This is a genomic window from Chryseobacterium sp. C3, assembly GCF_014218905.1.
GTDB classification, from domain to species: Bacteria; Bacteroidota; Bacteroidia; order Flavobacteriales; family Weeksellaceae; genus Chryseobacterium; species Chryseobacterium mucoviscidosis.
This window is the reverse complement of the sequence record NZ_JACLCU010000004.1, coordinates 42,260-66,370: the sequence shown is the minus strand read 5'-3', so window position 1 is coordinate 66,370 and position 24,111 is coordinate 42,260. Positions and strand designations below refer to the sequence as shown.

Genomic DNA, 24,111 nt, shown 5'->3' with positions numbered 1-24,111 from the left:
CAAAATAGTAAGGCTATGAAAAAATTAAGAGCAAATATGGACAGGTACTTTGACAAGTTGGACGACCGTTGGCGGGCATTGCCCTTACGCAAGCAGCACCAATATACGCTGTACTTCTTTGTGGGTTATCTGCTGCTTACCGTAGCAGTCATTGGCAAAGTGATGTACGATACCTCAAAGTCCGGTAACGGTATGGTCATAGAGCATATCGAAAACCCTGTTCTCAAAAGTAAAAATCCTGCAAGGTTGCAGGATAGTGTATCAACAATTTTAAAAAATCAGATTTATGAAAGAAAATGAAAAAAGGGTCAGCTTTATCGTTGAGGGAGAAGACCAAAACGGAGCATCAAATCTGCCGGATAATAAAAAGAGTAATAAAGAAAAGCTCAAAAAGCCAATCATATTCCTTTTGATGGGTGTGGTATTTCTTGGCTGTATGTACCTCATATTTAAACCGTCCGAAGATAAAAAGGCGGTAGAGAACATCGGACTGAACGATGCCGTGCCGCAGGCTACCGGAGCAGGAATGCCCGACGATAAAAGCAAGGCGTATGAGCAGGAAATGCTCGAACGCAAAGAGCAGGAAAAGCGCAATGCGCTGACCACGCTTTCTGATTATTGGAATACTGAAGACAGTGCATCTGCTGACAATGAAGATAGTTTACCTGAAGAAAACGAAAGCAACGGTTTAGGCGGTAGTGGCAGAACTTCAGGGCGACAAGGCAATCCTGCATTGAACAGTTACCGGAATGCACAAAGCACACTGGGTTCATTCTATCAGGACAATAATTCTGAAACAATGGAATTGCGTAAGCAAGTGGACGAACTTAAAGCAAAGTTGTCGGAAAAAGATGTGCCACCTGTGGCCACCGTTGACGACCAACTCAAATTAATGGAGAAATCCTATGAAATGGCAGCAAAGTATCTTCCGCAAAACAACAATGCCGGAAATGCTGCTCCTGCCAATGGTGCTGCTCCGGGTGCTGCGGGTGCAAATCAAAAAGAGCAATTTGTATCGTTCATACCAACAAGAAAGAATATTGTTTCAGCCCTATACCGTGAACCGTCAGACAGTGCCTTTGCAGCCGATTGGAGCCAAACCAAAAACCGTGGGTTCTATACCGCAGGTTCTATTGAACAGGCAGTACAGCCTAAAAACAGTATCAAAGCCTGTGTACACGAAGCCCAAACGGTAGTTGGCGAAACGGGTGTGCGCTTACGACTGTTAGAGCCTGCCAAAACTCCGCAACGTACCATCACCAAAGGGACGATTGTAACGGCTAATGCCAAATTTCAGAACGGCAGGCTGCAATTAAAAGTTACCTCCGTAGAACTGGAGGGCAATATCATCCCGGTAGATATAACCATTTACGATTTGGACGGGCAGCAAGGCTTATACGTTCCGTATTCGCCGGAAATGAACGCCCTTACCGAAATGGCGGGTAATATGAGCCAAACAGGTGGAACCAGTGTAATGCTTACGCAGAATGCCGGACAGCAGGTTGCCGCAGACCTAAGCCGTGGCGTAGTACAGGGTATTTCGGGCTATTTCGCCAAGAAAGTACGAACGCCAAAGGTTACGCTGAAAGCGGGCTATCAGGTCTTCCTCGTATCGAAAAAATAATGTTGAACTCAAATAATTAAAACAATGAAAAATTATTTAAAAACCTTTTGGGCTATTACCCTGATACTCGGCTTTGCCGTTACAACTTATGCACAGGACAGTGCAACTGCAAAAACACCGCTTGCATTGGGCAAGATAGAACCGTACCGTATGGAAGTTACCTACGATAAAACGTCGCACCTGATTTTCCCGACCGCCATTCGTTACGTGGATTTGGGCAGCGAATACCTGATTGCAGGTAAGGCTGAAGATGCGGAAAACGTGTTACGTGTAAAAGCATCGGTAAGGGACTTTGAGCCGGAAACCAATTTTTCAGTTATTACTAATGACGGGCGTTTTTACAGCTTCAACGTGTATTACAGTTCCTATCCGGAGGCATTGAGCTATGACCTGCTCACGATGCAAAAGGCAGTGGACAAAGCCAAAGGAAACGATGTGCTTTTTGAGGAACTGGGCAACAATTCGCCCTCACTGGCGGGCTTGTTACTGGAAACCATTTACAACAAAGATAAGCGCATAGTAAAGCATATCGGGGCTAAGAGTTTCGGCATTCAGTTTATTCTGAAAGGCATTTACATACACAACGGCAAATACTATTTCCATACGGAATTAAGGAACCGTACCAATGTGCCTTTCGAGATTGATTTTATCAATTTCAAAGTAGTGGATAAAAAGGTAGCGAAACGCACCGTAGTACAGGAACGTCCTTTAACGCCGTTGAGAACTTATAAGCCATTGGACGGCATTGCCGGAAAATCGACTGAACAAAACGTGTTCCTGTTAGACCAGTTTACCATTGCTGATGACAAGGTGCTATTGATTGAGATTTTTGAGAAGAACGGCGGCAGGCATCAAACATTGCAGGTCGAAAATTCCGATTTAATCAAAGCCCGTTTGATTGACGATATGCACCTGAAATTTTAATAACCCTTTAAAGCAATAACAAGAAAATGAAAAAGTATATCTATACCGTGCTGCTTGTCCTGATAGGCATTACGGCTGCACAGGCGCAAAGGATGCTGCCGAAGCAGAAAGGATTGGAAATAAGTGCAGGTGTAATGTCAAATGATAAGATTGGCAATGATTACTACATCAGCGCAGCAATGACGGTAAACGGTAAGAACGGCAACTATCAGCTTTGGGCGTTGGAATATACCCACCAGTACCACGAGTATAAAGACCTCCGCATACCGCAGGAAACCTATTCCGCAGAGGGTGGTTACAGCTTCTTCCTGTTGAGCGATGCCCGAAAGAACATCACGCTGAATTTCGCTGTAACAGGTGTGGTCGGTTACGAAGCCATCAACCGGGGCGAAGCGATGCTGTACGACGGTGCGAAAATATTGAGCGAAGATAATTTTATCTACGGAGCAGGCGGTCGCCTCATTTTTGAAACCTACCTGTCCGACCGTTTTGTATTAGTCCTACAAGGGCGTACAAAAGTTTTGTGGGGGACGGATCTGGAACAGTTCCGTCCATCCGCAGGTGTGGGATTAAAGTTTAACTTTTAAAACGTAAAACAATGATAGCAATATTCAATAAATTCAGAACAGGGCTACTGCCGTTGTATGTATTCCTGACAATCCTAACAGCTTCGGTTACGTTGGTATCTTGCAACAAAGATGATGAACTCGAAATACAGAACAATTTTCCTTTTGAGGTCAATGTAATGCCAGTGCCTAAAGATGTTGCCAACGGGCAGACCGTAGAAATACGCATTACCATACAGCGTACAGGCAATTACAGCAATACGCAGTATTTCCTTCGCTATTTCCAGTTTGATGGGCAGGGAACGTTGCAATACTACAATGAACCGCCGTATCAGCCCAATGACCTATATCAATTGCCAACGGAGCAGTTCCGGTTGTATTACACTTCAACATCTACCGTATCACAATCTTTTGATGTTTGGATTTCGGATGGTTTTGGAAATGAAAAACAGATAACTTTCCAGTTTAATAGTAGTGATTAAAAATTACAGGTCATTTCATAAAAAAAACGGCTTATCTGACAGGTAAGCCGTTTTCGTATTTAATACACATCGTTACAGATTGAAACAAATATTTTTGTAAATTCAAACAGTAGAAATAAAGTGTTTTTGTTATGGTTGCATCATTGGTTAGCGGAATAATATTTTTGGTTGCAGGCTTGGGACTTCGTTACTGGATTAACCGGAGAAAGTTTTACAGACGCAACCCTATGGGAGCAGAGGGTTTCTCATCTTATGAGAGTTCGGTTTTTATCAAATTGATTGAAAAGATTGGTAAATGGATATCTTATGCACTAATGATATTCGGGTTATTGTCGCTTTGGGTTTATTCCCGTGAGAAGAAAGAAGATAAAGAACAACAAAATGTGGAGATACAAAAGCCTATATAGGTAGTTTTAAAAGAGAAAAATTATAAAATGACAAAATCCTTCGATGACATAACACTACGAAATATATCAGATATTATTTCAAATATGCTAACACATACAAAAATTACAGAACATTTATCTGGTGCTGGCATTTCCCAATCTCAAAATGGTACAAACAAAACAGACAGATTGTTCTATGCTTTAAAAGAAAGGCAAATACAAGACAGATGTGGAAATAATGTATTGGCATTTGTTGTTAGATTATTAAATCCCAAAAGGTATAATTCCGAAGATGAATTTGAAAAAGACAGAACAACTCTCAATGAAAAACTCGTTTATGAAGGTATAGAAATAGATAAAAGTGGACAGCCCCGACAAGTTGATAGGGCTAAAACCATTTCCGAAGCTAAAAGCAGGTCACTTAAAATCAAAGAAAAAGTACACGGTATTGGAGTTCATTCAGAAATTTTGCCTTACTGTGAAGCTGAATGGCTGAAGGAAAACTATTTTCACGCTATACTTGAAATTACAAAAAGTGTCGCAGAAAGGCTTAGGCAAAAAAGTGGCTATACTTCAGACGGAGCAGATTTAGTTGATGATTGTTTTGCATTGGGAAAAGACAAAAGACCTATGCTTGCTTTTAATACTCTGAATAATCCAAGTGAGGAAAGTGAACATAAAGGCTTTGGAAATTTCTGTAAAGGATTTTTTTCTATGTACAGAAATCCAAAAGCGCATAATCCAAAAATATTGGAGGATACCCAACTTTCACAAATGACAGAAGTTTTGGTTGTAGCAACAATAATCCACAACAAACTTGATAACACTTATAAAACAGGACTTAAATAATTAAGAAAATCGGATAGTTCAAAAAGCTATCCGATTTTTTATTTGCACAGGGCGGTAAACCGTCAAACACTTCCTTTCAAAGCCAAACACTACAACATTTTTCAACACAGCGACAAGCTTATTTAAATTCGACTTCCACAGCAAAATTGAGCAAAAAATGGAAGTAATCGCAATACAAAAGTCCGTACTGGAGGGAATGAAAAATGAGCTAAAAGCACTTTTGGAATTAACCGAAAATGCTACGAAAAAATACACGCCAATTTTCAAAAAAGAAAAATGGCTCGATAATCAAGAAGTGTGCCTAATGATGAATATTACCAAGCGGACTTTGCAGACTTATAAAGATAAAGGGTTATTGCCTTCTTCCAGACTGAACCGCAAGAATTATTATAAACGCTCGGATGTACAGGTTTTACTCGAAGCCGGACATCCATACAATACTGTTGAAAATGGATTTATTCACGAATGATAATGAAGAAATCGTTGCTAATCAAGAGATGATAACGCAGCTAAGAAACCGTATCGAAAGTATATTGAAAAACTATCGTCCTGTAATGAATGGAGAAATTTATCTTTCTGGCGAAGATATATGCAAACTGCTCCATATCAGCAAACGGACTTTACAGCAATACCGTGATGATAATATCCTGCCTTATATACAGATAGGGGGCAAAATAATTTATAAGGAGAGTGATATTCTGACAATCCTGGAACGGAACTATATCTCCAATAATACAAATAACAAATAGCCAATTTTAGTACAGATTAATACTTTCGTATCAGAACGAGTTTAGTATCTTTGCTTTTGAAAATATAGAAATACTTAAAGTGTTTTTGCTTTAAGTCCCACATTGAAAACTGGTAATTTTTAAGACAACGGGACAGATAAGTAGGAACGCTCACGTTATAGGCGTGGGCGCTCGCTTATTCGTTGTCGGGTATACCAGTGCCTCAATGTCGGTAAGTGTGGTTGCCTGCGCTTTCTTTTTTGTGCAGGGCTACACTAACATTAAAACTGGTAGTATGGAAACTGTAAATACCCCTAAAGCAATCGGCATTGCATTTATCAACGATAAACGCCTAATAGTTGATTTAGCCTATAACGACCTTGTCACTTCAGGAATTGACGTATTGTTCCGTTCGGAAGACATTAAAGACGGAATATCTCAACTGTCTGCATTAAAGGAACTTCCCCAAATTTGTATTATTGACCTTGATTTTTACGATAAGAATGTGCTGGCACAGCTTCAAGAACTAAGGACACTATACCCAATCATTAAACTGATTGGGCATAGTGATATTGATGCTGAAAAAGTCGTAAAATCTCTTTTGGAAATGGGTTTTATGGGCTATTTGCTTATTGGTAGCGATGTGTATGATTTTAAGAAAGCCATTGAGGTTGTTACTAATGGTGGTAAATATTTTAGTGTGGGAATAGCAAAATTTGCACAGGAATACTTTACTAATAACTAAGATTGCTTTTTTAAATCTGTAATTTTTATTTGGACAATATTGTTGTTATTTATTCCAAGTTGCAATAGTGTTTCTTTATGTGCTTGCTTCTCAAGCTCACTGTAATACGAAACATTCCAAATTACATTTTCATTTAGTTTGGCTTTTAATACCTCAAAATATTTTAAATCTACTTCTGAAATAGAATGCCCTAAGACAATAACTTTTTCAACTTCAGTAAGATTGGTAAAAAAAACAATATTGTTTTCGATAATTGAAGCCGTATTTTTAAATGCCTTTGTATAATAAGATAGTATTTCTTGTTTGGCACTTTCATAAGAATAGTCATATTCATCAGCCTTTTGCTCACGCCATTCGTATAATTCTTCTTCGCTTAATCCTTGTGGCGGTTCTTCTTCTTTCTCATCAAAATTTGCAGGGTCAGTTCCGTGTCCTAAAATAAGAGTACAATTGTCTATATCTGCTCTGTTATGAATATAGGTTATTCGTTCTTCGGGAATGCCGTAGCTTTCCTGTAGTGTTTTAGTATAATTGAAATTTAAAAAATGGCTATCGTCTTCTAAGTCAATTAGCACATCATCAGAAATACTTTCGTATTTGACTTCAAGAATAAACTTATTAAAGTCGCTAATTAGAGTGGTCGTTAAATCCTTAATGATTTCTTCCATCTCTATCTGATAACTATGCCAATCTCTATCTCGAAAATCTTCAGCACCAGGGCGAGCAATTAAGTCGGAATTATCGTCCAATACCGATAAATAATCCAAGTCAGCTAAGGCTTGCTCAAATCTTGACCATAACGCATACTCTTCATCTGTCAATTCAGGATTTGTAATATCAGGAAGTCCATAATAATTTAATAAGAGTTCATAAACCTCACTATCATTTTCAGCCAAGTAGTTTGCAAAACTTTGATACCTTGTGTCTAATTTATGATGGATGTCAAATCCATTACCAATAACGTATAATGTTTTCATTAATTCAGTTGTTTAATCTATTTTTTGGGTTATAAACCACTTCGTTTTCCAAATATCGGGCTTAACTTATCCCAAAATTGCTGTTCAAGAATTTCGACAATGAAACGTTCAATAATTTCATTGCTTTCTGAAATGACTTCGTATGCAAAAATATTCAAATCGTATTCTAAACAATTGTCCCACTTGCATAAATGCAAACTATAAACCCGATTTCCTTCTGTGCCAAGATGGTTCTTAATTCTTGTCTTGAAATCAGTCGTTGAGCTTCCAACATATAATATATCTGATGAAGTCTTGTTGTACCGGGAAAGGTTAACACGGTCTTTATTCTTTACTTTTAGCTTATTTGCTGATTGAAAATCTTCAAAATAATCAATCAGCGTGCTTAAAATTTTCGGGGATTTAATCTGAATAATATAAATGAGTGGATTGTCGCTTTTAGGAATTTTATGCAAATAATTTGAGAGCGTTTTCCTATCTCTATATTCCGATGAATGAAAGGAAATTTCACAGAACGGTCTAACTGTTATTTTTGAAATTTGCTTGGCTATATTCAATGCAAACTCTTCAGATTGCTTTACAATATGTTCACTGTCAATTTTCATTAAATAATTTTCTTTCTTTTTAAGGTGTTCAATTTTACTTTTTCTCTACTTAATTCGTCATCCCAAAAAAACACTGCCGATTGATGATTTCTATTTTGCGATGAGGGATAAATAATCCCCGATATTTTATTCTTCCTATTTTTATTGAATGGATACCTTAAAAATTCAGTCACAACTTGAGTTGGAACGTATTCGGTATGTTCTTTACCATCCTTAATAATTTGTTGCGTTATATCCCTTACAAATGAGTATAGAAATAAAATAAGGTAATATCGTTTCTTGTCCTTAATGCCGAAAATACTTGGAATTTTTGGGAGCTTATTAAAATCAACAACAACCTGATTTTCTAAGGTTTCAAATTCCGCAATCGTTACATACCTTTTGTATTTATCTGTCCTGCTTATTGTTTCTAAAATTGCTGTATCATCATCAAAAGCGGAATAAAACATTGATATTCCTGAAGGACTAAACCTATTTGGATAAATTGCTTTTTTGTTAGGGGGAGCAGTGATTTCGTTAAAATCTATAATTTTTGTTTTGAAGTCGTGTTGTCTACAACGATAAAGTTTTGTTCCTGCCGGGATAATCCTGATTATATTTAATTTTGATATAAGTTTACCAACCTCTTGTAGTATTTGCAAGGCTTTAGGAAGGCTGCTGTCTGCTGATGAAAAAAGGTAGCGGGATTTATGTTTGATGATTTCTTTAAAGTAATTCCACTGAAATTCTAAATCATCTTTAATATTGTCGTAATACAGGTCAGGTTGAGCCCAAGCAATATCTTCAATTGAATTAACAATATCTTCAATAACCTCAAAAGGTTCAGCATTTAACTCTATGTGTTCTTGTATAAGTTCGTCAGGGGTATAGATTTCTCCAAGATAACCTCCCTCTCTTGAATTGTAACTCATAAAGTTGGCGGCATCTTCATAGAAATTTGAAATACCATCCATAATAAATTCCATTAAATCTTCAAGAGAAACTACTTTTAGTTCCTTAGCGCAATAATCACAATAACCATCGTGATAGTTTTGCCTAATAAAGCGATTAATGCTTTTATCATCAAAATGTTTGATACAAATATTCTTATCTGGAATATTGCTTAAATTTCTACTTTCTAATTCAAGCCATCTCTGTTTAACTCCTCCCATATATTAATTTGCAGTTTTTGCTATAAAACAAATTTAGCAAATTTAAAAAAGTGCATTAACCCAGATTTATGAAAATTCAAAATCAATTAGTCAGTGTCTTTTCTTTGTTCGCTGATTAAGAAAGGAAGTTATTATTATTATTAACCAATCATTGGGATAATGAATATCCCAAACAATAACGCTGCAACCTGTTTGGTAAAATGGAGAAGAAAAAGGAATTGTGTAGTGGTGCATTTTACTAAAGGGGATTGCTCCCATTTAAAGCAAAAAGACTGCCCGACCATCGGGAGGATCTGTCTTTTTGCCGCCCGACTTTTTGGGTCGTACGGTGTTTTAATTTTTCGGCTTGTTTAACTGTTCTCTTAAAGCTATTAATTTCTTGTGCATATCTGTCCAATATGCCTGCCTTTCCTTGTCGCTTTTCACAGGTGGATTATGCGTATATTCTTTATACCACCCAGTTTGTTGAATAGCTTTTTTAAGGTCAGTAACCTCAATCCAGTTCCCGTTTTTATCTCTAATTTTCATTGTGCTGAATTTTAGCATTAGCCATTTTACGCTCTAACAATGTGTCGAGAATTTCCCACTCGCTGTCATACTCCTTGCCCTCAAAATGGTAGGTATCTGTTTCATCGTCTAATTCGTAACTGTCAAAGTCCTGGCTATCTAAGCAGGTGTCGTTTAGTATGCCGTTTTCAAATATTGCCTGACCATATACTAAGCATCCTAATTCCTCATAGTCCTGTGTGAAATTCACTTTGAAATGTTCGGCTATCTGCTTTACCGCTTCCGTGTTTGGCGACCATTTTGTTTCATACTGAAACACGCCCGCACTTTCATTATCCTGACTGATATTGTAGAAATAATCTCCGTGCGTGTCCTGTACGAAATCGGGTAATTGCCCGCAGTCGTCTTTATGTTCCTGTTCAGCCATTGATTTGAATAGCTGTGTTATCTGTTCGATTGCTTCGGGTGTTCCCTCAAAAATAACCCAGTTGTTGCACCAATTAGCCATAATTATTTATCGTTTAAGGTTATCTGTAAAAATTTGTCGCTCCCGAAAAGCAGGTGTATCGCCTGTTTTAATTGCGGGTCGCATTGTGCATCATCTGTATATTCAATCAGGCAGTGAATAGCGAAAATTGAATTGTGTCCGTCAAAAAAATGGTCTGTAAACCAGTTCGGTCGTTTCCAAAGAGGTTCATTTTGGGCTGTTCCTTTTTGTGCATTCTGCACAAGCCTGTACCAAAATTCAGCGGTGAAAAATCCCTTTTGATACCAACCCTCACGGAATGCTGTTTCATTTTGCAGGAAGTAGTCGCATTGCGTTTTTATAGCGTTTTGCAGGTTCTCCAGTTCTGCGGGAAAAAGTTTGCACAACAAGCCCGCTTTATCGAGGTTGTCCATTTTATCTAATGCTTTCATATCTTTTATTTTTAGTAGGCGACCACCTTTGCAGGCAGTCGCCTTTGATGATTAATTGAAGTTGAAAATCTCTGCTCCTGAATAGGCAAAGTCTGTACACAGTTCAAAGGCTTTTTGTGTCTTTAGCTGTGCTGTACCGCCCATTACAATGGATTGTAGTTTGGCTTCGCCATCCCTGTAATTGCGTACATTCTGAAAGTAACCTGTAACGGCATTGTAAGTCCCGAATAATGTGCCTTTGGTAGTTGCCATTTGTTGGGTGTCGCTTATCATAGCGTATTCAAAGGCATCATCTACGGTGTTTTTGAACACGGTGGAAACTTCATCTTCCGCACCTTTTTTGAGCAGGTTAAACGTTTCTTTGTTCGGGCAAAGTGCCAACTGGATTAGCTTTCTTACTTCTCGGTCTGTTACCCTTACTTTAGCCCAGTCATTAAAAATGTTCTCTAACTGTGTGCTTAGGGTGTTGGCAAGTCCCATAACCTTGTGAGCGTTTTCAAGGCGTTGTTTTGCTCCTGACGTGTGTTTGATACGCACTACGTTGGTCATACTCCGCAATGAAGCGTTAAGGGTGTTTTGGCATACGATACGGATAGGGGTAAATGCTGCGGTAATACTTCCGCTACCGTCGTGGCTTGTGGTTAAGAAAATGTACTTTTCTGTTACGTCGTCGCCGTTACCTACACGGATATAGTCGGGTAGCTTGGCAGTGATAAAAATGCGTTCCCCGTTGCCCAATGCCCCTGCGGTTTCGTACAATATTCCCTCGCCTCCACCTACAATAGCATCAAAGAAATTAAATGCCTCACGGTTTTGTACGATATGGTAGTCTTTGCCTACTACGCCTAACGGTGTATTGGTGTCGGTGCGAAGTGTGGCGAAACTGTTAGGTACTAAGATGTCGTTGGCTTCAATCAGTTCTCCGCTGTCGCCTATGCTCATTGTTCTGCCCTGTGTAAACAGTGGGGATTTGATAACCTCGTAATCTAAACCTGCGTGTACTATTGCTTCCTCGCTTGTTGGGTACTGCTCTACGATTTGCCCCAAACCGTGCCACGCTTTTTGTTGAACGCTGAAGAATGAATGACGTCCTGTTTGCTCGTTGAAATTGATGTTGTGTGCCATAATGCTAAAATTTTGATGTTTGAAAAATGTTATTTACTCACTCGCTTTCCTCGTTTCCCGCTTCCTGTTGTGGTTTGCTCCGCTTCGCTTCGCATAAATTTTTCCAAAAGAAAAACCGGAAAAAAGAAAGCAGATAATCCAAGCGGGCTAAGCGGAAAACCAAAAGGAAACGGAATAAGTCCCGGAGGGTGGCAAGGAAACACACAGCAGCTCGGCGAAGCCAACATTTTGCCTTGCCATTATGCCGTAGTCTTTTGGTTGGGCGTGTGGGATGGCTGCCCGCTATAACTTAGCTGCCTTTTTACCGGTTGATTGTGGAAATTTTCTGTTCTAAATTTTTATGGCATTAATGACCAGGCTATCATAGCCTGTAATAGAGATTTGAAAAACGGAATAGCAAGGGGCGTTAGATAAGGGCTTCGCTTTTCAATTTTCTATTTAGCAAGTAGGTATAAGCTCTTTTACAGCGTTGGACTGGGTAGTGGGAAAGTAAATGTGCTTTACCTACACAAGAAGTATGGGTATAAAAAAGCAGAACCGTTAAATTCTGCTCATTGTGATTAAATAGAAACTGATTAGATTACCATCATAAATGCTTCTTCCATAGCCTTGAATTTCGGCGTAACCAAATCCATATCCTTACTGATTTTTTGGCTTGTGATTTTAGCGTAAATCTGTGTGGTGGAAATGTTTTTATGCCCCATCATTTTGCTAAGGCTTTCAAGCGGTACGCCCTCGGTCAAAAACATTGTTCCGAAAGTATGCCTTGCCGTGTGAAAGGTTACTTTTTGCTCGGTAATAATTTCTGCCTTTTCAACCAATTTACCTATGTGAGTATTGCAGGTGGCGTTGGTCGGAACCGGAAAGATAAATTCATTCCTTGTCGTACCCTGATACTTCTCAATGATACACTTAGGGATTTCCATTAACCTAACATTAGAAGCAATATCTGACTTTTTTCTCCTGCTGATAATCCATTGATGACCGTCAAAGAATGATTGAATATTGTTCCTTGTCAGTTTCTTAATATCCGCATAAGCAAGTCCGGTAAAGCAACTGAAAATAAACAGGTCTTTTACCAGTTCATACCGTGGATGGGACGGTACGCACATCATCAGCTTTTCTACATCTTCTTTAAGGATATAACCCCGGTCGGTTTCCTCCATACTGATTTCGTAATCCTGAAACGGATTATCACGTATCAAGCCTTTTTTAATAGCCAGTTCCACCAGACTTAATACGGGCATCGTGTACACCCAAACCGTATTATGCGAAGACTGTAAGTCGTACCGGAGGTAAAAATCAAACTCCCGGATAAAATCGCCAGTCAATTCCCGGAAAGCCATATCATCACGATGATAGCGTTCTTTTATAAAGGTGGTAAGATGATTGTAAACCGTGAAATACTTGTTGTAGGTGCTTTGTGAGCGTTCTTCCTTTTCGACCAATTTTTTAAAATCCTCATTTTGGTCGTTGAAAACTTTTAGGATAGCATCATCCATTACACCAACACCCAAGAACGATAGCTTTACTTTTTGGGCGGTTGCAAAGCCCTCGTGCTTCAACATATCTTCATAAATCTTGTCGATACGCCCACGTATGTTATCCAGTCTTTTATTGATGCTTAATGCCTGCACACTTTTGCCCTGAACTCTTCCGTGTTTCAAATCCCAATTATTGGGGTCAATTTCTAACTTTGTTCCGAAAGTTTTAGGGGTTCCGTCAATGGTAATACGGGCCATAATTGGCGCATTACCGTTCTTTTTCAGTTCGTTCTTTTTCAAATAGAAAAGCAGTTTGAACGTCGATTTTTTTGTCTGCTCCATAACTCAAATGTTTAACGTTTAAAATTAAATTACATTGAGTTACAAGGGAATGTAGAAAAGGGTGCAAAAAACTGAAATATAATCAGTTAAGCCATACTGTTACCTTTGTCAATCGGTAACGAATTAGTAACCTAACCTTGTCAATTTAAGCTCCAAAACTATCAGACACCGACTTCCGAACTAAGACTACTCTTTTTATAAAGCCTTGTATAGCAAAGGTTTTAACCGTTTGGCTTAATTTTGCTTTTTACTAATCTTTTTTTACTAAAAAAATTAGAATTACAATGTGGTTTACCGTAAATAAAATTTATAAATCATGAATACATTTGTTATGATTAACCAAATAAATATTAAATTATGTCCAAAAGAACAATTTTAGAAGATGATTGGTCAGATTATGATGACCGTAAAAAGAAAAAAGGAGATGCTAATTTTTTTGCCTGTACAGAATCATGGGAAGTAGATTATTTAGTTCGTAAAATTAGAAAACAACATCCTGAGATTTCAGAATTAAGGATAAGAGAAGCAATCTCCTCATGCTGTCGGACGGTTCCGGGAAATAAACCTAGAAAAGAGTTTGTGGAGTGCGTTGCTGGTAAACTGAATATTTTCTAAAAAAAATAAGCCTATGTTAATCTTTACATAGGCTTTTATATTGCAGAGAGGAAGGGATTCGAACCCTCGATACAGTTACCCGTATACTACCTTTCCAGGGTAGCTCCTTCAACCACTGTTGTTACCTTTAAATAAATGTGTGCCTAAAACTACTCCTTTTTAGTAACACTACAATAATCCATCATCAGCAAAACTCATGTAGTTTTCTTTTGTGATTATGATGCTATCAACCAAAGCAATATCCATAAGTTTACAGCTTTCGTTTAATTTCTTTACAATGTTCAAATCTGCTGAACTTGGTTTTAAATTTCCACTTGGATGATTATGAACTAATATTATACCTGGAGCTAAGCATTTTAGTGCTACTGATAATACAAGTCTAATATCTACTAAACTACTTGTCATTCCACCTTTGGATAAATTATAGATTCCTAATACACAGTTAGAATTATTAAGCAAGATTACTTTTACTTCTTCCTGCATTTCTATTGTTTCTTCATTCCAAAACTTTCTTATAATTTGAACAGCATCAAAGCTTGTAGCAATCTTTGAACTTACCATTTTGTTAGGTTTGTAAGAAACCTGGATTTCGGAAACTTCTGATATAGTGTTATTCATTTCTTTGGTTTAAATTGTTTTGTAATAGCTTATTTTGATACATTAATACAGAGAATTTCTTATCCTTTCTCAGAATCAACATCATATATTCTGGTAACTCAATATCCTGCATCTCTTCTAACTTCTGTTTTAAAAAATCTAAAATGTTACCTGGATATAGAAATTCTACTCTCATCAATACATCGGCATTAAAATACATAAGAATGTGCTTTGTTCTTAGTTCTAAGACTTCATTAATCTCACCAAAATATTCATAAGGTTCTAATGACAATCCATTCTCAATAAATTCATAAGGCGGAATAGAAATTAAGTCAAATTCGTATTCTGTATATTCACTGTCAAGTTTAAAAATTAAGTAATCATAAATATTGTTTTTCATTAATGTAAGGGTATAAAAAAACCACCTCAAAGGTGGCGTTAATCAATTTTAGGAATTGGAATTATAGGTGCAACTATCTTCTGCATTTCCTCTTCTATTTCTTTTAGTTTTTCTGGATATATTTTTCTCTCATAAAATAGCATTTTAAATACATCATCAAATTCAATAAGGTTCTCATAATACTTTCTGTCAATACAAACTCCAAATTCTCCTATTGGCGAGTTTCCAAAGTGAGGATGAACTACCTCATCATTATCAACACTATAATCCAAATAGTCATAATAGAAAATAGCCAGTTTGTTGTAACCAATATCAAAGTACTTTATCAACCATTCTTTTAATTGTGAATCATTGTTGTAGGTTTTGTATTCTTCAATTGCAACTTTACAGGCTGCATCTAATTCCTGAACTTTAATACCATATTCAACTTCTTCGTAAAAGTTCGTAAAATACCTATATCTCTTAGTACAATAATCTGCTTCCTGTAAACAGTCATAAGGCAATCCTTCTTGTTCCCATTTCTGACATTGTTCACAAAGATTCTCGGAATAATTTTTAACTTCTTTGTATAAATCATTGTATTCATATAACCAAAATGCAACCTTTTGCAATGTAAAAGGATTGTCATTGAGTTCTTTTAGACAATTAAGTGATCTATTTATTCTTTCTTCCAATTCCTTTTCTAATTTTTAAAATTCTATCTTTTATACTATTAACTACTTCTTTTTTGTTATCTGCTATCAGGAAAACTAAAATAACCAAACAAATCCCTAAGAAGAAGAGTCCAATAACAGTATAGATTATGAAGTGTAGAAAATCGCCAAACAACTCTCCAATATTTTCAGTAGTTTCATCTATGCCAAAAATGGCAGACATTAAAAGTAATATTAAGATTGGAGTTAAAGAGATTGATATTAAAACTGTCTTTTTCTCTTCCCGATATGAAAACCCAGACTTTGTAAGAAAGTATATCACAGGAGCACCAATGACAATTAAGCTTATGTAATAGAAAGCATTGTTGAAGTCAAGATTCATTACTATACTTTTAATTATTATTTCTCTAAGCTTTTAATCAGTTCCTTGAGATTATTATCTCCTCTCCTGTATTGATAGGCTTTTTTATACCATTTAAGAGCTTGTTCCAAATTATCACTGCCCCTATAAGCCTGAGCAAGTAATAACATAAACTCTGAATCTTTAGGAGAAATCTTTAATCCTGCATAACAGATATCAGCAACAGCTTGATAATTCCCATCCTCCAGGTGGTTTATTGCAACACCTTTTGATTCTTTCAAAAGGATTGCTAATTCAATTACATTGTTAATATTCTGATAAGGATTGTACATTTTGTCTTCTATAAATTCACCAGAAGAAGTTTTGTATTTAGCTGTTTCAGATTCCTTTGCTTTATTCAAGCCTTCTGCAAAACCTCTGTTATAACCATCATAATAGCTGGTACTCTTTTCATTTGCATTTGGAACAGGAGCAATAGGAGGAATTGGCTTTTGACAATTTAATCCCTTGTCATAACAATATCCACCTTTATATCCATCATTGAAACCTGAATTAAAAGCTGTTTGTGCTAACGAAAAAACTGGGAATAGTAATAAGGGTAATATTTTCTTCATTTTATAATTTTTAAAGTTTTTCAAATATAGTAAATGTATCATTTATGATAACCATACAATTATCATTTATGACCACTTTTGGCTATTAATATCAATAAACAAATAGAGTTAGAGTTTATCACTTTTCCTTACGGTTTTCCGTAGTTAAAGTGCATTCTAATTATTGTTTAATTCAGCCAAAGTGGATAAAAAAGAATATCAAGTTGCAATAGGAAAGCGTATAAAACAGCTTAGAGAAAAAAAGAACATTTCTCAAGTTGAATTGGCGGCTTTATGTAACTTTGAAAAGTCTAATATGTCAAGGTTAGAAGCTGGGAATACCAATCCTACTGCATATACTTTGCACATTATTGCTCAAAAGTTAGAAATTGAAACCTTTGAGATTCTAAAGTTCAAAACTTTACCTGAGTAAGTTTTGGCTATTTATAACTATCTCTACATAACACCTGGAAAAGGATGAGCTTGTACTTTGTTGATATAAGAGCAACAAAGCATATATATGCCTCCAGGTAAAACTCAGATAAGAAACGAATAATTGTGAATGCTTTCGCTTTCCACCTGGATTCCAAATATTTATTTTCAGATGAAGTATTAAATTCTCCTGCACATTTTTTCCTTACACTATATTATATAAAAGGAAATTTTGTGCAGCTAAAATAAAATGTCCAGATTTTACCTGAACCTATATAAGACTCTACAGTAAAATTTGGACATTTTAGGCAATTTAATCTACCATTGATAAGTTACCTGGAGCTGAATATACTTTGGAAGTAGTTAATTCTTCTGCTCTGTAAACATACCTGTGAGATAGCGTAATGATTTCTCCTGTGTCTTGAATAGTGTATTCATAAGGCTCACACTCTTCCTTTACAATTGAACCAGGAAATTCTGAGCCAATTAAAGATTTACAGGTTTCTTCGTCGAATGTGGAGGTAATTGTGGCTTTCTTAGAAGTGGCATAATACGTTCCTGTAGTTTTGCTTAATACCATCTCAATACCTCCTGAAACTTCAAGTACAAAGAACTCCTTGTTCTCTGCTACTCTTCTTTTGTAATTGATAATTCTTACCATTGTTTTTGATTTTGAGTTAGAAATAACACCACAAGAATTAAAATTAAACAGCACAAATAAACCCAGCTTTCAACTCGAATTTATAATTGTTCCTGTAAAATTTTTATATTCTTATAAATGGTGGGGAGAGGTTTTCCTTTCCTAAAGATGGGTGGGGGTTATTATAAGGGGATTGGCTCTTAAAGAATTTTTTTCAAGAATTTTTTTTTAGTAAAAAAATCACTGATTTTGAGTACTTTTAAAAAATAGAAGAAACAATGACTAATTTATAATGATGAATGGTGAAATAAAAAATAAAATATCAATTCTAAAAGAAGCTATAGTTACTGACAGATTGGTAATCTTTGCTGGTTCAGGAATATCTCTTGATTCAGGACTTCCTCTTTGGGGAACTTTGCTTGAAGGAATAAAGAAGAATTTAAATGAGGAAATAAGAGGTGATGATGCACTAAAAATAGCCCAATTACTCTACAATGAAAAAGGAGAGAAAGAATATTATGATATTGTAAAAGAACTGCTATATAAAGACAGTACTGAAAAATATAATAATCTTCATGAAATGATTTTTAAATTAAATCCGCAACATATTATTACAACTAATTATGATAATTTCTTTGAACAAATTATAGAAAATGAAGGATTAGATTTTTCTGTTGTGGTAAAAGATGAAGATTTACCTTATGCAAAGTTTAAAAATTTATTGATAAAGTATCATGGCGACTTTGAAAATCATAATATTGTTTTAAAAGAAAATGATTATTTAGAGTTCTCTAAACTTAATACATTAAAAGAAATTTTTGTTAAATCTCTTTTTAGCAATAAAATAATCCTCTTTATAGGTTATAGTTTTTCGGATATTAATTTAAAAATTTTAAGTAGAGAAATTCAATATATTCTGAAAAAACATCACCAACGTGCATATCTAATTAATATTTCTGATAGCATATCCCAAACTGAAAAACTTTATTATGAAAATTTAGGTATTAACATTATTAACTATAATCAAGCAAAAGAAGAAATAAATGATTTAGAGAATTTTGGAGATGATAAAATCAACCTTTCTAATAAAAGTAAAAAAGTTTTTCATCTATTAAATTATATCAAACAGTTTGATTTATATAAACATAAGAATAATTGTGGAGATAAATTGAACAGACAGCAAATAATAGATGAGCTTTACAATTCATTAATTAGATTTAGATATTTCAAAATATTACCTTCTAATTTTATTACAAACTTATATCCAATTAACAAAGGAAGTAAAAACCATTCGGGAGAAGCCAATTTAATGGGTAATATTTTAACTTGTTTCAATGAAGAATTATATAATCTGATTGAAGAGTACAAAGGCTATGATGATAAAAACTTCTCTGAGGATGAGAAAGATAAACTAAATTTTATCTTGAATAGACTTTTATTTTCCGGTATTTATTATATTGCAAAACCCACTGAAAAACCCGATAGTTTTCATTTCTATTCTCCAGATAGAAAGACAACCGTTGATTTGTTTGAAAAGATTAGAAAAAATGAAAGCTGTGAATGTATAAATTGCTGTATAGATAAATTTGATTTTAATAATGCAATTATCAAATTAGACAATTATACCATCACTGAAAATTCAGACCTCGAAGAAGATCTTTCTTATGCTTATGGATTTGTTCAATTAAATGATTTTTACAAAGCCTATGTTTCATACAAACAAATTTTAGTAAAGGCAAATAAGTTAAAAAGGCTTGAAGTTTCATTTCTTGCCAAGTTCAATATGTATAGACTTGGTAAAAAATCTCATTTTATGTACGGTGGTACTGTAGATAAAAAGGAAATAAATGAAATAAAAGCTGAGACTGAAAATATTGATATAGATTCTGAATTAAATAAAGTTAAATATTTTGTTGATAAAGAAGTTTTTGAATTTTTAAAAGAAATCAAAAACGGTATTTATATACAGAATCTTTGTGATGAAATTGATGCAAAATATAGTGAAATCCCAAAAACAAAATCTTTAATTGAAAATGGTGGGAATGCTTCAAACTCTAATCTTAATAATTTATACAAATCAAATATAAATTTGAAAAATTTCATTGAAGACAATTTTATTATTGGGAATGGATATTCAATGATTTCTACCGCATACCAAAAGTCTATAAATGCTTTCCTTGTAGGCTATTCAATGAAATTTATTAAAAGAGAAAGAAATTTCCCAAACTTTGGAAGCCTTCATTTAGATTATTTCGACCATTTTCTCATAACTCTAATTGTAAGCGAAGCAAGACATGAAGATTTCTTCAAATCAATAAAAGATAATCAATTAAAGGAAATTGAAATCTGCAAAGAAGAACTGAATAAAATCATAAATAATTTTTCTAACTTTTTTTCATCATCATTTACTGAAAGTAATTTTTGGGGACATTCAATATCTGAAAATAATATTTTTATAGGTAAGTTAGTGTCAGACAATGATTTTTCAGATATAATTCGCAGCATCTTAAATAATATTCTAATTGTAATGGCTTATTTCAAATTCCCAAAAGAAAGTTTGAATATGCTATTTGAAAAATTATATTATTTTATAAAGTTTATAAAATTTCCCGAAAGAAGATTTGAATATAAATATCTAAGACATATTTTAGTTGAAAAACAGGATGAAATAGATGTAGAAATTGTAAAAAAAATACTGGATATATATATTCAACAAAAAAAATATGACGCAAATTTCTTACAAATATTACAATTCTTACGAATAAAGGATGATAATTTTTCATTGAATAATTTTGATATAACACAATTTAATTTTGATGAAAATTTTAGTGAATATGATATTGTATATAAAGTTCTTAGTGAAGAAAATAGAGCAATTTTTAAAACACAATTGCATAGACATCTGACAAGAGAAGACAGCTCTCCACACAAATACTCATATTTTTTAGCATTTCAAAATGAAATTTTTGATGAAAACAGTGATGTATTTACAATATATCTATCTTTTATTAAAGAATACTTAAAAAAAAGAGATAATGATGATTATTTAGATGGTCATTACGATTACTCAGTTTTGAACTTTTTCTATCTTATTTATATAAAAAAAATAAATAAAAAAAATATTAATAGAATCTCAATTAAAAACAACTACTTTAAATTTCTTTTAAACTTATCTAAATACCCTACGGTATTGTTTAATCCTTTGTGGCTAAAACATAATTCTTCTGATGTTTATATTAATGAATTTAAAAAAGTTCCTTACATTCAAACTGCTTTAAGAAATTATCTTACAAATAATGAAGATGAAGAGCTAATGAAAATTTATTTTAAATTAATAAAATAATAAAATTGATATTCAATGAATATTTATTAACACAAATCCTAATATTATAATTCCATCATTACAAAAAACATTTAACTATGATTAACGAACTCAGAGAACATATTAATGGTTATTGGGAATCTACTAATATTGCTCCATATTCTATAAATGACAATAAAAAAATAACTATCGAAATAAATGAAAGCTCAAGTTGGTCCAAACTGGCAATCATTGTTAATGATAAGTCTGAAACGTTTTATGCTATAAAACTTATAAAAACTCTCCAAGATTCTGAAAACACAATTGTAAGACTATATTTTAAAGTTTATAACTCTAATGAAGTTCCTGAAAATATTGATGAGGTTATTTTAGAGTGTAGAACATTTATATCTCAATCACCAATACAGATGGTTTGTAAACTGAATTTTGATGGATTCGATAGATTATATACAAAAATAGAATAGAATGGCTAAAATGATTCCTCATATACTTTTTGAGACAGGAAGTGAGGGAGAGAAAAGAATTTTTGAAGCGCTACAAACCAAATTATCTAACGATTATATGGTTTTTCATTCTGTTAGATGGATTGGTTCGGATAGAAATAGAAGTCAAGGAGAAGCAGACTATCTAATTTTCCATCCACAAAAAGGTCTAATAATTATTGAAGTTAAAGCTGGGATTATTGAGGTTGATTCAAATAGGACTTGGTATCAAACTAATAGAAATACACATGTCAAAAAGGAAATTTTTGATCCCGAAAAACAAGCAGATGAATCAAAATTCAAATTCATTTCTTTATTAAAAGCATACCAAATAATGGTTTGTCATGCTGTTTGGTTTCCATCGATAGAATTTGGTAATCAACCATTACCACCAAACTATCATAAAGACATGTTATTTGATATAAAAACTTTAGATAATCCTGAAATTAATATAAATATAGCTTTTGAATATTGGCTAAAACAAACAAATAGAAAAACAAATATAAATCAATTTGAACAGAAAAGAATCATTGAAAAAATTGCCCCGGAGCTCTACTTAATTCCCTCTCAGAAAATTGAATATGACATAAGAGAACAAAGATTTAATAAACTAACATCAGAACAAGCGAAAGTTTTAGAATTTTTAAAATTCCAAAATACTGTTGTGATTAATGGATCCGCTGGTACAGGAAAAACAGTATTAGCAATAGAAAAGGCAAGACAACTTGCCCAAGATGGGAAAAAGGTATTATTTTTATGTTTCAACAATATGCTATCAGATTACCTTAACTCAAATTTTGGTCACTATGGATTTAAAATTTCCACATTTGACAAACTTTGTGTTGACACAGTTGGATTTAAAGACACCTTTCAAAAAACAAGATTAAATTTTCTTGATAATATATTAGACGAAAATATATTTTTTGAATATACTGATATCATTATAGATGAAGGACAGGATTTTGAAAATGATTGGTTGGAATATATTGCTGAAAAAATTGATGATGGATGTTTTTATGTTTTTTATGACCAGCAACAATGCTTATATTTTGAAGATGTTAATAAATGGATTAAAGAATCACCTTGTAAAATTACCCTTTTTATAAACTGTAGAAACACTGAAGCAATTGCAAAAACAGCTTATGGAACTTTGGGTATTAACAAAAAGCAACCTATACTTTCTGGAATTGAAGGGGAACAGCCTGAACTAATATCATTTGAAAATTCAAAGGATTTTGCTATTTGGATGGATAACGTAGTAAGCAAATATCTTATGGAAACCAAAGCAGATAAAAACTCCGTTGCCTTAATAACAATGAATACCTTAGAAAATAGTATTATAGCAGAAACAATGAAAAATTCAAAATTTTTCTTTTCCGAAAATAAAGAAAAAGGATTTGTATGTGTTTCTACAGCAAGAAAATTTAAAGGACTTGAGGCTGATTTAGTTATTATCACAGATTTGGATTGGAACAGGTTTAATGATGAAGTTTACAGAAAGTTATTTTATACAACTTGTTCACGAGCAAAACATAATTTGTATATCAATTCTAATAAATTGATTGATGAAAACATAGACTTTGTTCTACAAAAGCTTCAGGGTGATAGTAGAAGAAAAAGAAGGGGCAAAAAAAGGTTTCTACAATTATTAAATTTAAAAGAAAATGAAAATATCAGATACCAGTAAAGATTTTGAAAGTATAAAGGAAATTCAGCATATAGAATTGGTTGGAAATGAATTAAAGAAAACTTTTTATTTATATTTCAAAAAAATTACTAATTCTAATTTAAATGGAGATATAAATAAAAAAAATACATGGAACTCATTAATTAGTAAATATCTTGATGATTTTAAAAAAGAATCTAAAAAGTACAAGAATTTTTTCAGTGATGAAAATATGGAAGATTACGATACTTTAGGAGATGCTAAAGTTTTTAAATCTAATTTAAGAAATGAGTGTCCAATTATTCACAAAACACTTTTTTCTAAAATGGAAGAATTACAGAAATGGAAAGAAGATTTTGCTCATTGTAAGCCACAAGAACTACTTGATATTTTCTTAAATTTTCTTGATTTTTCAAATGATTATTCTGCAAAAAATAGAAATACAGATTATAATACCTTCACAGAAATTGAAAATTTTGAAGAAGTAGCTGAACTTTCAAATGAAGAAGATTTTGTTTTGAGAAATGTGATAGGAGCAGGTATAAGAACTACTATTATTTACAATTTATATCCAGCAAATTTTTGCAAATCTGTTAGAAGAACATTATATGGTTTATATTTTTTAACACAAGATATACACGAAAGAATACCTTCAAGAACAAGTGAATTTATAATGATTGATGATACAATTTCAAGTGCTAATGGTAGAAATTCAACCAGAAGTTTAAGAATAGAGCATAATTATTGGTATCCTTATAATTTGTTCATGTATTATACAAACACTATCTATATGTTATTAGAAGAAGAATTCATAAAAATGGGAATAAGTTTAGATAAGAATTATAGATATGTGTATGTAAATATGTTTCTTGAATTGATTTGTTCCGAAAATTCTGATTATGTAAAAACAATGATGGGTGGAGACCAAGATTCTTAA

Annotated in this window: 30 protein-coding genes; 16 read left to right on the top strand and 14 right to left on the bottom strand. The window is 33.8% G+C overall.

Annotated features, from left to right (window positions below):
- Positions 1-15 precede the first annotated feature (15 nt).
- The 10 genes from H6W53_RS10040 to H6W53_RS09995 all read left to right on the top strand — a co-directional run bounded on the left by H6W53_RS10040 (position 16) and on the right by H6W53_RS09995 (position 6,304).
- A complete protein-coding gene (locus H6W53_RS10040; RefSeq protein ID WP_113636595.1) occupies positions 16-300 on the top strand; it encodes a nitrogen regulatory IIA protein in 285 nt (94 codons plus the stop codon).
- Complete coding sequence (gene traM, locus H6W53_RS10035; RefSeq protein ID WP_113636597.1) at positions 287-1,624, top strand: conjugative transposon protein TraM; 1,338 nt, start codon at positions 287-289, stop codon at positions 1,622-1,624. Before H6W53_RS10040 ends, traM begins: the two co-directional genes overlap by 14 nt.
- Positions 1,625-1,648: 24 nt before the next feature.
- Entirely contained in the window at positions 1,649-2,548 is a 900-nt protein-coding gene (gene traN, locus H6W53_RS10030) for a conjugative transposon protein TraN (protein WP_113636599.1), read from the top strand.
- Positions 2,549-2,574: 26 nt separating this feature from the next.
- Positions 2,575-3,135, top strand: a complete 561-nt coding sequence (locus tag H6W53_RS10025) for a conjugal transfer protein TraO (protein WP_113636601.1) — start codon at positions 2,575-2,577, stop codon at positions 3,133-3,135.
- 11 nt (positions 3,136-3,146) lie between these two features.
- Entirely contained in the window at positions 3,147-3,596 is a 450-nt protein-coding gene (locus H6W53_RS10020; protein ID WP_047095549.1) for a DUF3872 domain-containing protein, read from the top strand.
- 131 nt (positions 3,597-3,727) lie between these two features.
- A complete protein-coding gene (locus H6W53_RS10015) occupies positions 3,728-4,003 on the top strand; it encodes a hypothetical protein (protein ID WP_047095548.1) in 276 nt (91 codons plus the stop codon).
- A gap of 27 nt (positions 4,004-4,030) precedes the next feature.
- Positions 4,031-4,831, top strand: coding sequence for a TIGR02391 family protein (locus H6W53_RS10010; protein WP_047095547.1), 801 nt, complete (start codon positions 4,031-4,033; stop codon positions 4,829-4,831).
- A gap of 157 nt (positions 4,832-4,988) precedes the next feature.
- A complete protein-coding gene (locus tag H6W53_RS10005; RefSeq protein WP_113636603.1) occupies positions 4,989-5,300 on the top strand; it encodes a helix-turn-helix domain-containing protein in 312 nt (103 codons plus the stop codon).
- On the top strand, positions 5,281-5,580 hold the full coding sequence (locus tag H6W53_RS10000; protein WP_113636605.1) for a helix-turn-helix domain-containing protein: 300 nt from the start codon (positions 5,281-5,283) through the stop codon (positions 5,578-5,580). The genes H6W53_RS10005 and H6W53_RS10000 overlap by 20 nt, the downstream gene beginning before the upstream one ends.
- Positions 5,581-5,854: 274 nt before the next feature.
- Complete coding sequence (locus H6W53_RS09995) at positions 5,855-6,304, top strand: response regulator transcription factor (protein ID WP_034722103.1); 450 nt, start codon at positions 5,855-5,857, stop codon at positions 6,302-6,304.
- Here the strand turns inward: H6W53_RS09995 and H6W53_RS09990 are convergent.
- The 8 genes from H6W53_RS09990 to H6W53_RS09955 form a co-directional block, all read right to left on the bottom strand.
- Positions 6,301-7,281 carry a bacteriophage abortive infection AbiH family protein gene (locus H6W53_RS09990; RefSeq protein ID WP_002978529.1) on the bottom strand — a complete coding sequence of 327 codons (981 nt, stop codon included), beginning with the start codon at positions 7,279-7,281 and terminating at the stop codon, positions 6,301-6,303. The two genes, H6W53_RS09995 and H6W53_RS09990, sit on opposite strands and share 4 nt — an antisense overlap.
- A gap of 29 nt (positions 7,282-7,310) precedes the next feature.
- Positions 7,311-7,886, bottom strand: a complete 576-nt coding sequence (locus H6W53_RS09985; RefSeq protein WP_185206580.1) for a hypothetical protein — start codon at positions 7,884-7,886, stop codon at positions 7,311-7,313.
- On the bottom strand, positions 7,886-9,037 hold the full coding sequence (locus H6W53_RS09980) for a HEPN-associated N-terminal domain-containing protein (RefSeq protein ID WP_002978533.1): 1,152 nt from the start codon (positions 9,035-9,037) through the stop codon (positions 7,886-7,888). Before H6W53_RS09980 ends, H6W53_RS09985 begins: the two co-directional genes overlap by 1 nt.
- 333 nt (positions 9,038-9,370) lie before the next feature.
- Entirely contained in the window at positions 9,371-9,565 is a 195-nt protein-coding gene (locus tag H6W53_RS09975) for a hypothetical protein (RefSeq protein ID WP_047095570.1), read from the bottom strand.
- Positions 9,555-10,052 carry a hypothetical protein gene (locus tag H6W53_RS09970; protein WP_185206578.1) on the bottom strand — a complete coding sequence of 166 codons (498 nt, stop codon included), beginning with the start codon at positions 10,050-10,052 and terminating at the stop codon, positions 9,555-9,557. The genes H6W53_RS09975 and H6W53_RS09970 overlap by 11 nt, the downstream gene beginning before the upstream one ends.
- Positions 10,053-10,054: 2 nt before the next feature.
- Complete coding sequence (locus H6W53_RS09965) at positions 10,055-10,462, bottom strand: hypothetical protein (protein WP_002978541.1); 408 nt, start codon at positions 10,460-10,462, stop codon at positions 10,055-10,057.
- A 51-nt stretch (positions 10,463-10,513) separates the two neighbouring features.
- Positions 10,514-11,587, bottom strand: coding sequence for a DUF932 domain-containing protein (locus H6W53_RS09960; protein WP_002978543.1), 1,074 nt, complete (start codon positions 11,585-11,587; stop codon positions 10,514-10,516).
- 575 nt (positions 11,588-12,162) lie between these two features.
- On the bottom strand, positions 12,163-13,413 hold the full coding sequence (locus tag H6W53_RS09955; RefSeq protein ID WP_113636611.1) for a site-specific integrase: 1,251 nt from the start codon (positions 13,411-13,413) through the stop codon (positions 12,163-12,165).
- Between the two features lie 357 nt (positions 13,414-13,770).
- On the opposite strand from H6W53_RS09955, the gene H6W53_RS09950 reads away from it, so the two are divergent.
- Positions 13,771-14,028 (top strand): hypothetical protein, encoded by a 258-nt coding sequence (locus tag H6W53_RS09950; protein ID WP_185206576.1) that lies wholly within the window; start codon positions 13,771-13,773, stop codon positions 14,026-14,028.
- 168 nt (positions 14,029-14,196) lie between these two features.
- Here H6W53_RS09950 and H6W53_RS09945 read toward each other — a convergent pair whose 3' ends face one another.
- From H6W53_RS09945 to H6W53_RS09925, 5 genes are read right to left on the bottom strand one after another with little or no spacing between them, the layout of a single operon-like run.
- Positions 14,197-14,646 (bottom strand): RadC family protein, encoded by a 450-nt coding sequence (locus H6W53_RS09945; RefSeq protein ID WP_185206574.1) that lies wholly within the window; start codon positions 14,644-14,646, stop codon positions 14,197-14,199.
- On the bottom strand, positions 14,639-15,025 hold the full coding sequence (locus H6W53_RS09940) for a hypothetical protein (protein WP_185206572.1): 387 nt from the start codon (positions 15,023-15,025) through the stop codon (positions 14,639-14,641). The genes H6W53_RS09945 and H6W53_RS09940 overlap by 8 nt, the downstream gene beginning before the upstream one ends.
- A gap of 38 nt (positions 15,026-15,063) precedes the next feature.
- Entirely contained in the window at positions 15,064-15,699 is a 636-nt protein-coding gene (locus tag H6W53_RS09935) for a hypothetical protein (protein ID WP_185206570.1), read from the bottom strand.
- Positions 15,680-16,060: a hypothetical protein gene (locus tag H6W53_RS09930; RefSeq protein WP_185206568.1), complete on the bottom strand. Its 381-nt coding sequence runs from the start codon at positions 16,058-16,060 to the stop codon at positions 15,680-15,682. Before H6W53_RS09930 ends, H6W53_RS09935 begins: the two co-directional genes overlap by 20 nt.
- Before the next feature lie 17 nt (positions 16,061-16,077).
- The gene (locus H6W53_RS09925; RefSeq protein WP_185206566.1) at positions 16,078-16,653 is read right to left on the bottom strand and encodes a tetratricopeptide repeat protein; all 576 of its coding nucleotides are present in this window, start codon (positions 16,651-16,653) and stop codon (positions 16,078-16,080) included.
- A gap of 181 nt (positions 16,654-16,834) precedes the next feature.
- Between H6W53_RS09925 and H6W53_RS09920 the strand changes: the two genes are divergently transcribed.
- Positions 16,835-17,065, top strand: a complete 231-nt coding sequence (locus H6W53_RS09920; protein ID WP_072958016.1) for a helix-turn-helix domain-containing protein — start codon at positions 16,835-16,837, stop codon at positions 17,063-17,065.
- A 312-nt stretch (positions 17,066-17,377) separates the two neighbouring features.
- Here H6W53_RS09920 and H6W53_RS09915 read toward each other — a convergent pair whose 3' ends face one another.
- Positions 17,378-17,725 carry a hypothetical protein gene (locus H6W53_RS09915; RefSeq protein WP_185206563.1) on the bottom strand — a complete coding sequence of 116 codons (348 nt, stop codon included), beginning with the start codon at positions 17,723-17,725 and terminating at the stop codon, positions 17,378-17,380.
- A 271-nt stretch (positions 17,726-17,996) separates the two neighbouring features.
- Here H6W53_RS09915 and H6W53_RS09910 point away from each other — a divergent pair, with 271 nt between their 5' ends.
- The 4 genes from H6W53_RS09910 (at position 17,997) to H6W53_RS09895 (ending at position 24,111) form a co-directional block, all read left to right on the top strand.
- Positions 17,997-21,047 (top strand): SIR2 family protein, encoded by a 3,051-nt coding sequence (locus H6W53_RS09910; RefSeq protein ID WP_185206561.1) that lies wholly within the window; start codon positions 17,997-17,999, stop codon positions 21,045-21,047.
- A 77-nt stretch (positions 21,048-21,124) separates the two neighbouring features.
- The gene (locus tag H6W53_RS09905) at positions 21,125-21,490 is read left to right on the top strand and encodes a hypothetical protein (protein WP_185206559.1); all 366 of its coding nucleotides are present in this window, start codon (positions 21,125-21,127) and stop codon (positions 21,488-21,490) included.
- Between the two features lies 1 nt (position 21,491).
- A complete protein-coding gene (locus H6W53_RS09900) occupies positions 21,492-23,195 on the top strand; it encodes a nuclease-related domain-containing DEAD/DEAH box helicase (RefSeq protein ID WP_185206557.1) in 1,704 nt (567 codons plus the stop codon).
- Positions 23,173-24,111: a hypothetical protein gene (locus H6W53_RS09895; RefSeq protein WP_185206555.1), complete on the top strand. Its 939-nt coding sequence runs from the start codon at positions 23,173-23,175 to the stop codon at positions 24,109-24,111. The genes H6W53_RS09900 and H6W53_RS09895 overlap by 23 nt, the downstream gene beginning before the upstream one ends.

Bases quoted from the DNA above. Each gene is read 5' to 3' on its own strand.
- H6W53_RS10040 (WP_113636595.1), top strand. From the start codon at position 16: ATGAAAAAATTAAGAGCAAATATGGACAGGTACTTTGACAAGTTGGAC.
- traM (WP_113636597.1), top strand. From the start codon at position 287: ATGAAAGAAAATGAAAAAAGGGTCAGCTTTATCGTTGAGGGAGAAGAC.
- traN (WP_113636599.1), top strand. From the start codon at position 1,649: ATGAAAAATTATTTAAAAACCTTTTGGGCTATTACCCTGATACTCGGC.
- H6W53_RS10025 (WP_113636601.1), top strand. From the start codon at position 2,575: ATGAAAAAGTATATCTATACCGTGCTGCTTGTCCTGATAGGCATTACG.
- H6W53_RS10020 (WP_047095549.1), top strand. From the start codon at position 3,147: ATGATAGCAATATTCAATAAATTCAGAACAGGGCTACTGCCGTTGTAT.
- H6W53_RS10015 (WP_047095548.1), top strand. From the start codon at position 3,728: ATGGTTGCATCATTGGTTAGCGGAATAATATTTTTGGTTGCAGGCTTG.
- H6W53_RS10010 (WP_047095547.1), top strand. From the start codon at position 4,031: ATGACAAAATCCTTCGATGACATAACACTACGAAATATATCAGATATT.
- H6W53_RS10005 (WP_113636603.1), top strand. From the start codon at position 4,989: ATGGAAGTAATCGCAATACAAAAGTCCGTACTGGAGGGAATGAAAAAT.
- H6W53_RS10000 (WP_113636605.1), top strand. From the start codon at position 5,281: ATGGATTTATTCACGAATGATAATGAAGAAATCGTTGCTAATCAAGAG.
- H6W53_RS09995 (WP_034722103.1), top strand. From the start codon at position 5,855: ATGGAAACTGTAAATACCCCTAAAGCAATCGGCATTGCATTTATCAAC.
- H6W53_RS09990 (WP_002978529.1), bottom strand. From the start codon at position 7,281: ATGAAAACATTATACGTTATTGGTAATGGATTTGACATCCATCATAAA.
- H6W53_RS09985 (WP_185206580.1), bottom strand. From the start codon at position 7,886: ATGAAAATTGACAGTGAACATATTGTAAAGCAATCTGAAGAGTTTGCA.
- H6W53_RS09980 (WP_002978533.1), bottom strand. From the start codon at position 9,037: ATGGGAGGAGTTAAACAGAGATGGCTTGAATTAGAAAGTAGAAATTTA.
- H6W53_RS09975 (WP_047095570.1), bottom strand. From the start codon at position 9,565: ATGAAAATTAGAGATAAAAACGGGAACTGGATTGAGGTTACTGACCTT.
- H6W53_RS09970 (WP_185206578.1), bottom strand. From the start codon at position 10,052: ATGGCTAATTGGTGCAACAACTGGGTTATTTTTGAGGGAACACCCGAA.
- H6W53_RS09965 (WP_002978541.1), bottom strand. From the start codon at position 10,462: ATGAAAGCATTAGATAAAATGGACAACCTCGATAAAGCGGGCTTGTTG.
- H6W53_RS09960 (WP_002978543.1), bottom strand. From the start codon at position 11,587: ATGGCACACAACATCAATTTCAACGAGCAAACAGGACGTCATTCATTC.
- H6W53_RS09955 (WP_113636611.1), bottom strand. From the start codon at position 13,413: ATGGAGCAGACAAAAAAATCGACGTTCAAACTGCTTTTCTATTTGAAA.
- H6W53_RS09950 (WP_185206576.1), top strand. From the start codon at position 13,771: ATGTCCAAAAGAACAATTTTAGAAGATGATTGGTCAGATTATGATGAC.
- H6W53_RS09945 (WP_185206574.1), bottom strand. From the start codon at position 14,646: ATGAATAACACTATATCAGAAGTTTCCGAAATCCAGGTTTCTTACAAA.
- H6W53_RS09940 (WP_185206572.1), bottom strand. From the start codon at position 15,025: ATGAAAAACAATATTTATGATTACTTAATTTTTAAACTTGACAGTGAA.
- H6W53_RS09930 (WP_185206568.1), bottom strand. From the start codon at position 16,060: ATGAATCTTGACTTCAACAATGCTTTCTATTACATAAGCTTAATTGTC.
- H6W53_RS09925 (WP_185206566.1), bottom strand. From the start codon at position 16,653: ATGAAGAAAATATTACCCTTATTACTATTCCCAGTTTTTTCGTTAGCA.
- H6W53_RS09915 (WP_185206563.1), bottom strand. From the start codon at position 17,725: ATGGTAAGAATTATCAATTACAAAAGAAGAGTAGCAGAGAACAAGGAG.
- H6W53_RS09910 (WP_185206561.1), top strand. From the start codon at position 17,997: ATGATGAATGGTGAAATAAAAAATAAAATATCAATTCTAAAAGAAGCT.
- H6W53_RS09905 (WP_185206559.1), top strand. From the start codon at position 21,125: ATGATTAACGAACTCAGAGAACATATTAATGGTTATTGGGAATCTACT.
- H6W53_RS09900 (WP_185206557.1), top strand. From the start codon at position 21,492: ATGGCTAAAATGATTCCTCATATACTTTTTGAGACAGGAAGTGAGGGA.
- H6W53_RS09895 (WP_185206555.1), top strand. From the start codon at position 23,173: ATGAAAATATCAGATACCAGTAAAGATTTTGAAAGTATAAAGGAAATT.